Raw genomic sequence first — 14,045 nt, forward strand, 5'->3', positions numbered from 1 at the left:
ACGATACGGTCCCGTCCTGACGTCGCCGTGCGAACGATACGGTCGCGTCCCGACGTCGCCGTGCGAACGGTACGGTCCCGTCCCGGCGCCGCCGCTAGGACGGTACGGTCCCGTCGCTGCGCCGTACGCACAGCTGTGGCGGTTCAGCGCGCCTGGACGCGGATCAGGTTGCCCGCCGGGTCGCGGAGCGCGAAATCGCGGACGCCCCAGGGCTGGTCGGCCGGTTCCTGGACGATGTCGGTGGTGCCGGACTGAGCCTTCTCGAAGGCGGCGTCCAGGTCGTCGGTGGCGAGGAGCACCCGGGCGAAGGTGCCCTTGGCCATCATCCCGGTGATGGTGGCGCGCTCCTCGTCGGAGACGGACGGGTCGGCGTACGGCGGCTCCAGGACGATCGACGTCTCGGGCCGGCCGACCGGTCCGACCGTGATCCAGCGCATGGTCCCCTGCCCGACGTCGTTGCGCACCTCGAAGCCGAGAACGTCGCGGTAGAAGGCCACCGAGGCGTCCGGGTCGTCGTGCGGAAGGAACGTGGAGTGAATGTTGATGTCCATGCCCGCCACGCTAATCCGGCTTCCGGGAGGCCGCTTCTCGATTCCTGACCGGTCGCGAGACCTGCTTCTCGACGCAGGACGGGAGACCGGCGCGACTGTCGTCGGCCTCCTTCTTGTAGACGCTGGGCGACACCCCGACCAGCTCCGTGAAGCGGGTGCTGAACGTGCCCAGCGACGCGCACCCGACCTCGAAGCACACCTCGGTGACGCTCAGGTCCCCCCGCCGCAGCAGGGCCATGGCCCGTTCGATCCGCCGCGTCATGAGATACCCGTACGGCGGCTCCCCGTACGCCCGCCGGAACTCGCGGCTCAGATGCCCGGCGGACATGTGCACGCCCCGGGCCAGTTCCTCCACGTCGAGCGGCTGCGCGTACTCCCGGTCGATCCGGTCCTTGACCCGGCGCAGCCGCGCGAGGTCGCTCAGATGCTGTGCGGGATCGGTTCTGCTGCTCACCGTGGAATCGTGCCACGGGGAGCGGACGGATGCCGGGAGTACGGCGTATCAGCAGGTACGGACGATCACCGGGCCCCGGTTCGGATGATCACCAGGCCCCCGGTGCGGGCGGCGGGACCACCTCCGGGCGGTCGTCGCAGGTGATCGTGTTGGGGAGGAGCCAGGGGGCGAGCCAGCCGCCGTCGTTGCCGCCCCGGTCGGTGAGGGCGAACTCGGAGCCGGTGGCGGGGAAGTTGAACGAGCCGCAGTTGTTGACACCGACGGCGCCGACGTGGCGGGCGTCCACGTTCTCGAAGCTCGCGCCGCCGGCGGCGCGGGCGCTGAGCACGGAGGTGCCGGTGCCGTCGACGTGGATGTCCTTGAAGCGGATGCCCTTGATGTCGTACTGGTCCTTCACGGCCCAGTCGGAGACCAGCATGATCGCGTTGTAGGTGCTGTCGAGGTAGTGGTCGCCGGTGACGCGGATGTCGGCGTCGATGGTGCGGTCGAGGGCGAAGACCCAGAGGGCGCCGAGGCCGATGTTCCAGTTCAGTTCGTACGTGCCGGCGCGGACGGCCGTGTTGTCGGTGAGGTCGAGCCGCCCGGTGAACGGTTCGGCGCCGAAGCGGGCGCCGATGTGCAGGGCGCTGCCCTCGCGGACGGGGTCGGCGACGAGGTTGTGCGAGACGGTGGTGTCGGTGCCGCCGTAGATCGCGATGCCGTTGGCGAGGACGGGCGTCTGCACGGTGTTGTGGTCGAAGGTGTTGCGGGCGTTCGCGGTCTTCTCGGACCACATGGCCAGTCCGTCGTCGCCGGAGTTCCGTACGAACGTGTTGGTCACCCGTGAATCGGTCACACCGGTGTGGAAGTTGATGGCGTCGGCGATCTGGTCGACGATCATGCTGTCGCTGATCCGCAGGTTCTTCATCGGCCCGTCGAACCACATGCCGACCTTGGTGTGGCTGATGTGCAGACCGCTGATGGTCGAATCGCTCATGGCGCCGCCGATGGCGTTGACCTGGTCGGTGTCGACGCGTTCGCGTACGTCGCCCTCGATGGCGAAACCGGAGAGGTGGACGTCGTGGCTGCCGCCCTCGGCGGCCGGCTTCCCGTAGAACCCGACCCCGGTGTGCACGGACCCGTCGGCGGCGGGTTCGTCGAGGGTGACCTCGCGGCCCTTGATCTTCGTGTACCAGTTGCCCGCCCCGGTGATCGTGACGTCGTCGACGACGATGTGGCGGTCGACGCGGTACGTGCCCGGCGGGAGGTACACCTTGAGGTGGGTGCGGCGGGCGAAGGCGATGGCCTTCTCGATCGCCCCGGCCGCGTCGCGCCGCCCGGTCGGATCGGCCCCGAAGGCCAGGACGTTGGCGGCGAGGAGTTCGACGTGCGGCGCGCCGACGCGTTCGGAGTCCAGCAGGTCCACGACGGTGGAGACGCCGCCCCGGGCCCCGGCGGGGACGGTGAGCCGTACGGTGTCGCCCGCGCGGTACGTACGGCCCAGCAGCAGCCGCTGCTCGTCGTAGAAGTGGGAGGGCCGGAAGGGCTTCGCGATCTCCGGCGCGGGGGTCGTGGCGGCGGGCACGCAGGAGCATTCGGTGATCCACCAGTCGGGGTGGAGCAGCCCGGCGCCGGGGTCGTTGGAGAACGGGTACTGGTTGTACAGCCAGGAGTACTGCGAGGTCAGCGTCATCGTGGACCGTTTGGCACCGTTCACCGCGACGTCCAGCGGTGCGGTGGTCCCGCCGCCTCCCGGCGCGTCCGGAACGCTGTAGCGCACGGTGATCGCGTTGGCAGCGGCGGGCAGCGTGAACTCCACGTGCTGCCCCGGCTCCAGCCGCACCGCCCGGCGCCCGGACGCCTCCGACGGCAGCGTGTAGGCGGTGCGGTCGGGGCCGATGACGGTCCCGGTGGTGGCCGCGTTCTCCGCCTCCTGCTCGACGAACGGCACCTTCGCGCCCCGGCCCGCGACGAGCTGCGGATCGAGCGCGGCCCGGGTGACGACAGGCACTGCCGGTGCGGTGGGCCGCGCCCCGGCCGGTGCGGCGGCGAGCACGCCCGCCCCGAGGGCTGCGGCAGTCAGGGCGGCGACGGCGGAGGCGTACAGCCCCGTACCGCGTGTCCGGCGGGGTCTTCGTGGCATGGCGGGGCCCGTCTCTCTGCGAGGGGAGGGGTGGTGACGAGCGACAGTAGGGCGCGCGCGACACCGCCCACAAGGCCCATGCGAGAAGATTCCACACAGCTGACGCGATAATGCGAATCAGCATCATCTTTTTGCGTAACAACCGCCCACACTTGCAGCACTTGCAGGCGGTTGCGTGCCCACCGACCCCCGCCCACACCCCATCAACGGGGCAGCTGCCCCTCCCGGTTGACCTCCGTCACCCGGGCTCTCAGCACCATCCCCCGCGAGGCCGGCCGCACGCAGTCGGGCGGACAGTCCCACTCCGCCCCGCCTCCGGGCGGCCGTAGCTGCACGTCCGGCCCGACATGCCCCATCACCCGCCCGATCCGCCCGTCCCGGACGTCCACCACGTACGCCCCCGGCCCAGGCACCACCGCCCCGGCCTCCGTCCCGCCCGGTTCACACGTCACGACCGGACCTCCCCAGCCCTTCCAGCGCCTCGCTCAATCGCAGCGCCGTGTCGAGGTTGCAGCGCCCCAGATCGACCAGGGGCACGGGCTCCTCGACGGCGTACGAAACCGGGTCCACCCGCAACGACGGCAGCACGACCCCGACCCCCGCGAACCCGCCCTTCAACCGCGCCACCAGCTCCTCCGCCGTCCGCACCGTGCCCACCACCGCTTTGCGCCGCTCCGTAGTCGTCATGATCCATTCCTTCCACTCTGAGTAGTTCCAACGCATACCCAGCGTGGCCATTTCCTCGATAGCCTGGAAGGACTACGGCTCCAACAACCGCACCTGTGCCACCAGGAGTTGTCATGCCAGGCCCCAGAAAGCTCGACCCCTCCTCTTCCCCACGCGCCCTCCTCGGCGCCGAACTCCGCCACCGCCGCGAGGCCGCCGGCCTCTCCCAGACCGACCTCGGCGCTCCTCTCTTCGTGAGCGGCTCCTTCATCGGCCAGTTGGAGTCCGGCGTGCGCCGGATGCAGATGGACCAGGCGGTGAAGTTCGACGAACTGTTAGGCGCGGACGGGTTCTTCGTACGGAACTGCCGGGCGCTGAAGAAGTCCAAGTACCCGGAACACTTCGCGGAGGCGGCCGAGGCGGAGGCGCGGGCGACCGAGATCAAGGAGTACGCGCCGCAGCTCATTCCGGGGTTGTTGCAGACGGAGGCGTATGCGCGGGCGGTGTTCGAGGCGGGTCGGCCCACCGCCACCGACAGCGTGATCGACGACCTGGTGGCGGCCAGGCTTGAGCGCGCGCAGATTCTCGCCGATCCAACAGTGCCGATGTTGTGGGTCGTCCTGGACGAGTCGGTGCTTAGCCGAAAGGTGGGCGGGCCGAAGGTAATGGCAGCAGCGTTGCGACACATCGCAGCGCTTGCCAGGCGGCGCAGAGTCATCGTTCAGGTTCTGCCGTTCTCGGCGGGCGCCCACGCAGCCCTGGAAGGGCCACTCAAGCTCATGACCTTCGAGGACGCTCCCCCGCTTGCGTACCTCCAAGGCCTCGGCACCGGCCAGTTGCAAGACGACCCAGCCGCCGTCCGCCAGCGCGAACTGGCCTACGATCTGCTGGCGGCCAACGCGCTGTCACCGGCAGCGTCCCTGGCCTTGATCGAATCGGTGGCGGAGGATTACGACCATGAAGCTGAACAGCTCTGACTACGGCCTCTCCACGGCCACTTGGCACAAGTCCTCGTACAGCGGCGGCGACGGCGGCAACTGCGTTGAGATGGGCACCTGGCGCAAGTCCACCTACAGCGGCGCGAGCGGCGGTGACTGCCTCGAAGTCCACGACGGCCACCCCGACATCGTCCCCGTACGCGACTCCAAGGTGACCGACGGACCGGCACTGGTCTTCCGGGCGGCGGCCTGGTCGGCGTTCGTCAGCGGCCTCAAGGGCGCGTAGCCGGGCCCGGCAGCCCCCGCCCACCCCTCATCCCACCGGCTGGGTGAGGTTCACCGCGTTCCCGTCGGGGTCCTTGATGTGGGCGACGCGCTGGCCCCAGGGCATGTCGTTCGGGGCGCCGCCGACCGTACCGCCCAGGGCCTCCACACGGCCGAGGGTCTCATCGACGTCGCCGACGGCGATGCTGAGCACGATGCGCGGTGCGGGGGCATCGGGCGCGGGGTCGTCCTTCGGGGAGACGAGCCCGAGGTTGGTGTCGCCGATGCGGAGGCCGAGGTAGAAGACGGGGCCCTTCTCCGGGACTCGGAAGATCTGCTCGGCGTCGAAGAGTTGGGTGTAGAAGGCGCGCAGGCGGTCGTGGTGGGCGGTCACGATGACGGGCTGGATGGTGGACATAGGGGCCTCCTGTCGGGAACGGTCGTGGCACTGATCAGACCGTTCGGGGGCGGAGAACTCATCGGTGGAGCCGTGACCTCCCGCGCGGGGCGAAACCCTTGGGCGCTCCGTGACACGGCGTGCCGGGGTGATTCGCCGTGGACGCACCTGAGACACCGCACCGCCGCCGTCAAGGGCCGGTTTCGGAGGCATCCGGAACCGGCCCTTGATCATGTCTGGGAACGGTCGGGTCCCGTGGGGACCGGTCTCATGCGAGCGGTGTCACCGGGTCACGGCGCGGGGGTCGGGGAGGGGGTTCCGCCGGATGAGCCCTGCTGATCCAGCGTGTCCGCGAAGGCCCGGAGCGCATCGGCCAGCTCCTTCTTCGTGGGAAGTTGGTCCACCTTCTTCTCCAGGCCGTCGATGCGTTCCGCCAGTTCCTCCAGGGTTGCGGGGTTCGTGGGGTGGGACGTGGGCACGTCCGTCGGGGACGGGGACTCGGGATCCCCTCCTCCACCCGTATCGGTGCCGACGGAACCACCGCCGTCGGTGCCGCCCGAACCGCTGACGGAGCCGCTGTCTCCGCCGCCGCTGTCCGCGCCGCCGACGTCGCCGCCGGTGGTGCTTCCCGGGTCGGAGGTCTCCGTGGGCACGGGAGTCGGGCCGGACGATCCGCCGTCCTCGTCCGCTGCCGCGATGGCCCCGCCCACGCCGAGTACGACTGCGGCTGCCGCAGCGGCCAGCGCCACTGCCATGCGTCGGGTCCGGATCTTCCTCAGATGCGTCATCTTGTGGACAGTAATCACGGATCAACGCGGAGGGTCCTCTTCCGCGGATTTGGGCCGGGGGCGGCCCGCATCACGCGCCGCCCCCGCCCGACGAGAAGGTCCGCGGGATCCCTGGCGGGTCAGCGGTCAGCGGTCAGCGGACGCGTTCGTGCCCGCCCAGCCACTCCGAGCGCTCCCGCCGGCCCCCGCGTCACCGTCCTGACCGCCGGAGCCGTCCTCGCTCCACGCGCCGTCACCCGACTCGCTCCAGTCGTCCGAGGCGCCGCGCCCCTGCGGCGTACGGATGAGGGACGCCGCAGCGATCGCACCGATGAGGAGGGCGACGGCGGCGCCGTAGTACACGGCGGAGTAGCCGTCGACACCGTGCGAGCCCGCGCTCCCGTAACCGCCGCCGATCGAGATGAACAGGGTGGTGAAGACGGCCAGGGCGATCGAACCGCCGAGCTGCATCGACGAGTTCACGGCGGCCGAGGCCGCACCGGCGTCGCTCCACGGGACGCCCGCCAGGGCCACGTTCTGGACCGCCACGACGACGCCGGCCAGGCCGATGCCGACCAGGAGCATGCCCGGGAGCACCTGCGTCGCGTAGTCGCCGTCCGGCGTCAGCTGGGCGAGATGGACCATGCCGAGCGCCGAGACGAGCAGGCCGCCCGACATGACCCATCGGCCGCCGAACCGTTCGAAGAGACGCGTGCCCAGCGGAGCGACGACCATCGTCGAGGCAGCCATGGGCAGTGAGGCGGCACCGGCCAGCAGCGGGCTGAATCCGAGCAGTGCCTGGAGGTGGTACGCCTGGAACAGGGTGGCTCCGATGTAGACGGCGCCCACGGAGGCCTGGACGACGAGCGCGCCCGCGCGGGTCCTGTCGCGCAGGATGCGCAGGGGCAGCAGCGGGTGCTTCGTACGCGCCTGGACGGCGACGAAGACGGCGATCAGCACCACGCCGAGCGCGAGGAAAAGCAGCGTGTCGGACGCTCCCCATCCGTGCTCGGACAGGGTGAGGCCGTAGACGAGGCTGCCGAAGCCGAGGGTGATGGTGACCGCGCCCAGCAGGTCGTGGCCGTGGCGGCCGCTCAGCCGGGACTCGTTCACGAACAGGATCGCGCCCAGGACGCCGAGGACCGCGAAGAAGATGTTCACGAGCAGGCACCAGCGCCAGCCGGCGTACTCGGTGAGCACACCTCCCAGCGCGAGACCGATCGTCGCACCCGTTCCGGCGACGATGCCGAACGCCGCGAAGGCCTTCGCCCGCTCCTTGCCGGACGTGAAGGCGACCGTCAGCATCGACAGCGCGGCCGGTGCCAGCAGGGCGGCGAACGCACCCTGGGCGCCCCGCGCGATGATCAACTGCCCGGCGCCGTCGGCGAGACCGCCGACCACCGAAGCGGCGCCGAAGCCGACCATTCCGGCGATGTAACTGCGCCGGCGCCCCCAGAAGTCCGCGACGCGGCCTCCGAGCAGGAGGAGGGCCCCGAAGGCGAGCACGTACGCGGTGACGACCCACTGGCGCTCGGCGTCGGACATCCCGAGCTCCACCTGCGCCTTCGGCAGCGCGACGTTGACGATCGTCGCGTCCAGCACGATGACGAGCTGCGTCATACAGATGACGGCGAGCGCCCACCAGCGTCGGGGGTCGAGAGGGACAGCAGACATGACAAAACCTCCGGTTTCATCGAATGAAGCCGGAGGTTTCAAGCCTCGGACGAGCCTCCCGGGGGAGACAAGCCATCCTCGATCGGATCGAGCGGAGCGGCCATGCTAACGCACTCGCCGCAGCGGACGCGTAGACGCGAACACGGGCCGGCCCCGCAGGCGAATGCTCGCGGGGTGAGCCTGGCGAACGAACGGACGCTCCCCGGCCTTGTCCGGCCGGCCGGTCCCGTGGTTACTGATCCCATGGTCGATACGGATCCGGCGCCTCCCCCGACGGACGCCCTGCCTGGCGCTCACGCCCCTGCGGCGGTCCGGCGGCTGCACGGGTGGCTCGGCACGGTGCTGGCGGCGGTCATCGCCACGGCCACGGCGGCGCTGCTCGGCCGCGCGTGGGACACCTGCGACGTGGGCGTGAACAACGCGGCCAACAGCGGATTCCTGCTCTGGCTGTTCATCCCGGGGATGTGGACGGTCCTGCTGCTGACGTGGGTCGCGGTCGGCGCCCTCCTCGGCCGCCACCCCGTTCCCCACGCCCTCGCCCTCGCGGTGGCCCTCCTCGCCGTCACCTGGTGCGCCCTCTCCCTGTTCTGGGAGGGCCCGGCCACCCCGGCGTGCCCTGGCGGGGTGCCGGGGTGGTGGCCGGGGTTCGTGCCGGTGCCGGGGTTCTGAGGGGGTTCGCGGCCTGCGCCTACGGGGTGCGGGTGAACCGCGCGTTCCGGCCGGGGCGGCGCCCGGCTGTCAGCCACGGGTGGTGGTGCGTGCGACCCAGGATGTCGCCGCTGTGCGCTGCGGCGACGAGGCCGGTCACCGGGGCAAGTACGAGGGCGAGAAGCATCGGCGCGTAGCCGCCATCGGTCGCCATGGCAACGATGGCGAACTCACCGACGCACAGGATGCCCGCGACACCACCGGCAAGCAGCCCCCGCAACGGAGCCCGGGAAGCGACCCGTTCGGGGGCCGCCGCGAGCGCCGCACCGGTCGCCGCGCCCAGCAGGACTCCCACCGCCAGGCTCCCGGCCGCTACGACGGCACCCCGCGCCAGACCCGTGAACGCTTCGTGCGGATCCGTCGGCAGCCACATCATCGCGCCCACGAAAAAGGCAGCGCCGAAGAGCGACCCCAGAGCGGCCCCGATCCGCACCCCCAGACGCACGCCACGCCCGACCACAGCTCCCACCACGACTCCCCCAGCACAGCTCCCGTCACAGCTCCCCGGCACCCTACTGGCCCGGCCGACCGGGCCCCTCGCTCCTCACCCCCCTTCCTCCTCACCTCGCCTCCCGCTCCCCCTCCCCCCCTCCCCTCCCCCGGTGCACACTGGCCGCATGCTCCCCGACCGGCTCGTCTGGCGTGATCCCCGGCCCATTCCTCCGCACAATCGGCAGGAGCCGGTGACCGTGATCGTGCGCGATCCGGCGTTTCATGAACCCGGGGACGGTGACGACTGCTCGGTGTTCGGGTACGCCTGCCGGACGCATGGGCGGGCCTACGGGCGCGGGGTGTGCGGGGAAGGGGCACACCTCATCGCGCTGGAGTGTCAGGAGCACGGGCTGGAGAACATGTGGCCGCAGCCACGGATGCTGCTGATTCCGGAGGGGTTCGATCCGCCGCTGGGGGAGGCGGAGTTGGCGCGTATAGGGACTGAGTGGGACGGCGGCTGATCCCGGCTGCCTTGACGGGGAGGACGTACTGCCCGCGTACGACCAGGAGTTCGCGGTAGCCGAGCGAGGCGGCCCGGACCGCGACGGCGACCTCGCCCGGTCCGAGGGTGCGCGGCCGGTGCGCACGGAGGGCCAGGCCCTCGATCCCGGCACCGGAGTCGACGTGGTAGCTGCGCACCCGAGCCGCGTGGGCCGTGTTCATCGTGGTCATCCCTCGATGAACTGGTGATCGCGGACGATACGGCCGTCGGGACCCAGCACCAGGATCTCCAGCCCGGCGCCGACGACCCCGCCGCCGTCGCGGGCCACCATCTCCCAGGTGAACTTGACGACGTCGTCAAGCCGGTCGGCGTCGCCGCACGACCGGAAAACGTACGTGCCCGGCGCGACGAACTCCTCGTGCGCCCGCGTCACCCGGAAGTCCAGGGCCCGGTGCCCGCGCGCCTCCAGGACGAGACGGTCGAAGCCCAGCGTCTCGGCGCTCCGGCGCATCTCCTCGGGCGGCTGGAGCAGATGGACCGCGTCGGCCGCCCACAGCGCGCGCACGGCGGCGCGGCGGCGCTCCGCGTCGGGTTCGTTCCATACGGCGACGTAGCGTTCGGCCAGCTCGTCGGTGTCGGTGCCGGTATCGGTGCCGGTATCGGTGTCGGTCATGGAGAGGGCTCCTCGTCGGCGCTTGCGCGGTGTCCGGTGTGTGCGGCACCGACCCTGCTTGCGCCCCTCGGCCACCGGCAATTCCCCGCAGGGAATCGCGCACGGACACCCGGCCCGGCTACACAGGAGGGGTGATCAGTGAATCGGCCGGGGCCGGGCTCGCGGGAGCGTTGCGGCAGTGGCGCGTCCGGCGGCGCGTCAGCCAGTTGGAACTGGCCGTACGGGCCGGTACGACGCAGCGGCACGTCAGCTTCATCGAGAACGGGCGCTCGGTCCCCGGGCGCTCGATGATCATCCGGCTGGCCGAGTCCCTGGAGGTGCCAATCCGCGAGCGCAACGAGCTTCTCCTCACGGCCGGATTCGCGCCGGTCTACCCGCGCACCCCGCTGGACGACCCCCGGCTCGCACCGATCCGTACCGCCCTCGAACAGATCCTGCGCGGCCATCTGCCCTACCCCGCCGTCGCGGTGGACCGGTACGGCGACCTCGTCTCGGCCAACGCCGCTTTCGACGCCCTCATCGCCGGTGTGGCCCCGCATCTGCTCGTCCCCCCGGTGAGCGTCCCCCGGTTGCTCCTGCATCCGCAGGGCCTCGCCCCCCGGATCGTCAACCTCGACACCTGGGCCTGGCACGTCGTCGACCACGTACGGGCCGAGAGCGTGCGCAACCCGGACGACCGGCTCCGGCGTCTGGCCGACGAACTCACCGGGCTGGTGCCGCCCCGGCCGCGCGAGACGCCGCACCACGTCGGCTTCGCCGTACCGCTGCGGCTGCGCGCCCCCGGTCCGGACGACAGCAGGGAGCTCACCCTCGTCACCACGCTCACGCACTTCGGGACCGCCACCGACGTCACCGTCGCCGAACTGCGGCTGGAGGCGTTCCTGCCGGCGGACGAGGCGACGGCGGCCCTGCTGGCCGAACTCCTCACGCGGTGAGCACAACGGCACGGGCCGGGAGTCAGTCGTCCCGCACCCGCGCCAGCCGTTCCCGTACCGCGTCGGCCTCCGGGTCGTGGAGGTCGTCGAAGAGGGCGGCGGCGGCCTGCCAGGCGCGTCGGGCGTCGGAGGTGCGGCCGGTGGCCTCGTGGGTCTCGCCGAGGCGGACGAGGGTTTCGGCCTCGTGGTAGCGGTCGGCGGAGGCGCGGAAGAGGGTGATGGCCTCGTCGTAGCTGGCGAGGGCGCGATCGTAGTGGGCGAGGCGGTGGTAGGCGTAGCCGAGGCTGTCGAGGGTGGCGGCCTGGCCGTTGTGGTCGCCGGTGCGGCGCTGGTGGGCGAGGGCCTGGGTGCAGCTGACAATGGCGCGGGCGTAGTCGCCCTCGGAGGCGTGGAGCCAGCCGATGGCGTTGAGGGTGCGGGCCTCGCCGTCGGCGTTGCCGGAGAGCCGGTGGAGGCGGAGGGCTTCGTTGCCGTGGCGCAGGGCCTCGGCGGACCGGCCGGCCATGAAGCAGAGTTCGACGTAGTTGTGGAGGGTCTGGGCCCGGCCGGTGGTGTCGTCGAGGGCGGTGTAGAGGTCGAGGGCCCTGCGCAGCTGCGCCTCAGCGGCTTCGGCGCCGCCGAGGCGGGAGTTGGCTCGGGCGAGGAGGCGGCAGGCCATGGCCTGGCCGGCCGGGTCGTCCGCCCGTTCGGCGGCGGCGAGCGCGGTCTCCTGCACCGTGCGCTGGTCCTGCCACAGACCGTTCGGGGCGAGGTAGGCGGTGATCGCCCAGGCGAGCTGCCAGCAGTACGTCTCGAACCCGTGCCGCGCGGCCTGGGCCGCCGCCCGCAGCAGCACCTGGAGCTCGGCGGCGAACCAGGCCAGCGCCGCATCCGCGTCGGTGTCGGCCTCGTGCGCCGGTCCCCCGTCGTCGTGTCCGAGCCTCGGTACGGGGGTGATGGCGTTCCACTGCGGCTGCACGAGGACGGCCGCGCGGTGGGCCCGGTGCAGCAGGTGGTCGTAGAGCCGTTCCCGGGCGGCGCGCCGCTCCTCCTGCGGCTCCTGAGTGGCGGCGAGTTCGGCGGCGTGCGCCCGTACGAGATCGTGGAAGACGTACCGTCCGGGCGTCTGTTCCGTCAGCAGGTGCAGCCGGGTCAGTTCCCGCAGCCCCTTCCGTACGTCCCGCTCCGGGCCCCCCGCCAGCGCGGCCGCCGCGCCCGGCGTCAGCTCCGGCCCCGGATGCAGCCCGAGCAGCCGGAACAGCCGGGCCCCGTCGTCCGTGAGGGCGCGGCACGACCACGACATCGCCCGCCGCGCGTCGGCGTCCTCCAGCGCGTCCAGCACCGCCCCGGCGGGCCGCAGTTCGGCGGCGAACGTACGCAGGGGAAACGCCGGATGGCCCGCCACGCGTCCGGCGACCACCGCGAGGGCCAGCGGCAGCCGCCCGGTCGCCGCCACGATCTGTGCCGCGGCCTCCGGTTCCGCCGCCACCCGCTCCCCGAGGTGCCGGACCAGGACCCCGATGGACTCCGCCTCCGTCAGCACGTCCAGACCGACCGGCCGGGCCCCCTCCCCCGCCACCAGCCCGCCCAGCCGTTCGCGGCTGGTGACCACGACCGTGCTGTTCCCGGCACCGGGCAGCAGCGGCCGCACGTGCGCGGAGTCCCGCGCGTTGTCCAGGACGACGAGCATCCGCCGCTCGGCCAGCAGGCTGCGGAACAGTCCCGATCTGGCCTCCTCCCCGGCCGGAATACGGGACTGCGGTACGCCCAGCGCCTCGATGAACCCCTGGAGCGCGTCGGCGGCGGTGAGGGCGCCCTCCTCGTCGTATCCGCGCAGGTTCACGTGGAGCTGCCCGTCGGGGAAGCGGTCCGCGATCCGGTGTGCCCAGTGCAGCACGAGCGTGGTCTTCCCCACCCCGGCCATGCCCGTCACGGCGACGACGGTCGCGGTGGGCGGACGGTCGGGCGGCCCGGCCGTCAGGCAGGCGTCGAGCGCGGAGAGCGCGGTGGCCCGGCCCACGAAGTCCGGGGTGACAGGTGGGAGTTGGCGCGGTACGACGACGGCAGGCGCGCCGGAGCGGGGCGGCGTGCCGGAGGGCGGTTCCTCCGGGGCCTCCGAAGCGTCCGGGGCCTCCGAGGCGTCCGGGGCCTCCGAGGCCTTCGAGGCGTCCGGGGTTCCGGAGGCCGCATCCACGGCCCTCGCGGGCTCCGCCCCGCCCCGCTGCCGGAGGATGTCCGCGTGGAGGCGGGTCAGCTCCGGACCCGGTTCGAGGCCCGTCTCACGGACCAGTTCGTCGCGCGCCCGGCGGTAGGCCTCCAGCGCACCGGACAGGTCGCCGGTGCGGTGGAGGCCGAGCATCAGACGGGCCCAGGCCCGCTGCCGCAGCGGATGCGCGTCGACGAGGTCCCGCATGCGGCGGACGACCTCCGCGCAGCGGTCCTCGCCGAGCAGGGCCGCCGCGAAGTCCTCCTCGGCGTGGCAGCGGCGCTCCTCCAGCCGGGCCGCCCAGCGCGTCAGGACGTCCGGGACCGGCAGTCCGTCGAGGACGGGGCCGCGCCACAGCTCCAGGGCCAGGTTCAGCTCCTGGCAGGCGAGTTCGGTGTCCCCCTGGGCCAGTGCCCGTCTGCCGTGCGCGGCGGCCTGGTCGAAGAGGTCGATGTCCCGGCGGCCCGGTCCGACCAGGAGCAGATAGCCGCCGGGGGCGCGCACCAGGCCCTCGCCCAGGACGCTGCGCAGACCCCTCACGTACGTACGGCGGTTGGCGGCGGCCGAGGGCGGCGGGTCCTCTCCCCACAGGGCCGCGTCGAGGACGGCTGCAGGCACGACCTCGGAGGGGCGGCTGAGCAAGGTGGCCAGAACCAGTCGCTGTTTGACGGAGCCCAGCTCCACGCCCACGTCACCGCGATAGGCCGCCAGTGAACCGAGAAGAGCGAAACGCATTCCCTATCACCCCACCCGCAGGGGCATCGGCTCACCGCGCGA

General features: G+C 72.0%; 16 protein-coding genes. 5 read left to right on the forward strand and 11 right to left on the reverse strand.

What is annotated here, in order from left to right; all coding sequences use genetic code 11:
- Positions 1-143: 143 nt before the first annotated feature.
- From ACFVDM_RS36730 to ACFVDM_RS36750, 5 genes are all read right to left on the reverse strand, one after another.
- Positions 144-551 carry a VOC family protein gene (locus tag ACFVDM_RS36730; RefSeq protein WP_383651027.1) on the reverse strand — a complete coding sequence of 136 codons (408 nt, stop codon included), beginning with the start codon at positions 549-551 and terminating at the stop codon, positions 144-146.
- Positions 552-561: 10 nt separating this feature from the next.
- Positions 562-1,005 carry a helix-turn-helix transcriptional regulator gene (locus tag ACFVDM_RS36735; RefSeq protein WP_383651028.1) on the reverse strand — a complete coding sequence of 148 codons (444 nt, stop codon included), beginning with the start codon at positions 1,003-1,005 and terminating at the stop codon, positions 562-564.
- Between the two features lie 88 nt (positions 1,006-1,093).
- Positions 1,094-3,127 (reverse strand): glycosyl hydrolase family 28-related protein, encoded by a 2,034-nt coding sequence (locus ACFVDM_RS36740; RefSeq protein ID WP_383651029.1) that lies wholly within the window; start codon positions 3,125-3,127, stop codon positions 1,094-1,096.
- A gap of 203 nt (positions 3,128-3,330) precedes the next feature.
- Positions 3,331-3,540, reverse strand: a complete 210-nt coding sequence (locus tag ACFVDM_RS36745) for a hypothetical protein (RefSeq protein ID WP_383651063.1) — start codon at positions 3,538-3,540, stop codon at positions 3,331-3,333.
- A 28-nt stretch (positions 3,541-3,568) separates the two neighbouring features.
- The gene (locus ACFVDM_RS36750; protein WP_383651030.1) at positions 3,569-3,814 is read right to left on the reverse strand and encodes a hypothetical protein; all 246 of its coding nucleotides are present in this window, start codon (positions 3,812-3,814) and stop codon (positions 3,569-3,571) included.
- 113 nt (positions 3,815-3,927) lie between these two features.
- On the opposite strand from ACFVDM_RS36750, the gene ACFVDM_RS36755 reads away from it, so the two are divergent.
- Positions 3,928-4,770 (forward strand): helix-turn-helix domain-containing protein, encoded by an 843-nt coding sequence (locus ACFVDM_RS36755; RefSeq protein WP_383651031.1) that lies wholly within the window; start codon positions 3,928-3,930, stop codon positions 4,768-4,770.
- Positions 4,751-5,017 carry a DUF397 domain-containing protein gene (locus tag ACFVDM_RS36760; protein WP_383651032.1) on the forward strand — a complete coding sequence of 89 codons (267 nt, stop codon included), beginning with the start codon at positions 4,751-4,753 and terminating at the stop codon, positions 5,015-5,017. Before ACFVDM_RS36755 ends, ACFVDM_RS36760 begins: the two co-directional genes overlap by 20 nt.
- 27 nt (positions 5,018-5,044) lie before the next feature.
- Here the strand turns inward: ACFVDM_RS36760 and ACFVDM_RS36765 are convergent, their stop codons facing one another.
- The 3 genes from ACFVDM_RS36765 to ACFVDM_RS36775 form a co-directional block, all read right to left on the reverse strand.
- On the reverse strand, positions 5,045-5,413 hold the full coding sequence (locus ACFVDM_RS36765; protein WP_383651033.1) for a VOC family protein: 369 nt from the start codon (positions 5,411-5,413) through the stop codon (positions 5,045-5,047).
- 269 nt (positions 5,414-5,682) lie between these two features.
- The gene (locus tag ACFVDM_RS36770; protein WP_383651034.1) at positions 5,683-6,180 is read right to left on the reverse strand and encodes a hypothetical protein; all 498 of its coding nucleotides are present in this window, start codon (positions 6,178-6,180) and stop codon (positions 5,683-5,685) included.
- Between the two features lie 126 nt (positions 6,181-6,306).
- Complete coding sequence (locus ACFVDM_RS36775) at positions 6,307-7,833, reverse strand: MFS transporter (RefSeq protein ID WP_383651035.1); 1,527 nt, start codon at positions 7,831-7,833, stop codon at positions 6,307-6,309.
- A 243-nt stretch (positions 7,834-8,076) separates the two neighbouring features.
- Between ACFVDM_RS36775 and ACFVDM_RS36780 the strand changes: the two genes are divergently transcribed.
- Positions 8,077-8,502, forward strand: coding sequence for a hypothetical protein (locus ACFVDM_RS36780; RefSeq protein WP_383651036.1), 426 nt, complete (start codon positions 8,077-8,079; stop codon positions 8,500-8,502).
- A 19-nt stretch (positions 8,503-8,521) separates the two neighbouring features.
- Here ACFVDM_RS36780 and ACFVDM_RS36785 read toward each other — a convergent pair whose 3' ends face one another.
- On the reverse strand, positions 8,522-9,010 hold the full coding sequence (locus ACFVDM_RS36785) for a hypothetical protein (RefSeq protein ID WP_383651037.1): 489 nt from the start codon (positions 9,008-9,010) through the stop codon (positions 8,522-8,524).
- A 148-nt stretch (positions 9,011-9,158) separates the two neighbouring features.
- On the opposite strand from ACFVDM_RS36785, the gene ACFVDM_RS36790 reads away from it, so the two are divergent.
- Entirely contained in the window at positions 9,159-9,494 is a 336-nt protein-coding gene (locus ACFVDM_RS36790; RefSeq protein ID WP_383651038.1) for a hypothetical protein, read from the forward strand.
- Positions 9,495-9,701: 207 nt separating this feature from the next.
- Here ACFVDM_RS36790 and ACFVDM_RS36795 read toward each other — a convergent pair whose 3' ends face one another.
- Positions 9,702-10,148 carry a hypothetical protein gene (locus ACFVDM_RS36795; RefSeq protein WP_383651039.1) on the reverse strand — a complete coding sequence of 149 codons (447 nt, stop codon included), beginning with the start codon at positions 10,146-10,148 and terminating at the stop codon, positions 9,702-9,704.
- A gap of 131 nt (positions 10,149-10,279) precedes the next feature.
- Here ACFVDM_RS36795 and ACFVDM_RS36800 point away from each other — a divergent pair, with 131 nt between their 5' ends.
- Positions 10,280-11,083, forward strand: a complete 804-nt coding sequence (locus ACFVDM_RS36800; protein WP_383651040.1) for a helix-turn-helix domain-containing protein — start codon at positions 10,280-10,282, stop codon at positions 11,081-11,083.
- A 22-nt stretch (positions 11,084-11,105) separates the two neighbouring features.
- On the opposite strand, the gene ACFVDM_RS36805 is transcribed toward ACFVDM_RS36800, so the two are convergent.
- On the reverse strand, positions 11,106-14,003 hold the full coding sequence (locus ACFVDM_RS36805) for a BTAD domain-containing putative transcriptional regulator (protein WP_383651041.1): 2,898 nt from the start codon (positions 14,001-14,003) through the stop codon (positions 11,106-11,108).
- Positions 14,004-14,045 lie beyond the last annotated feature (42 nt).

This window comes from Streptomyces sp. NPDC057682 (assembly GCF_042799575.1).
Taxonomy (GTDB): Bacteria; Actinomycetota; Actinomycetes; order Streptomycetales; family Streptomycetaceae; genus Streptomyces.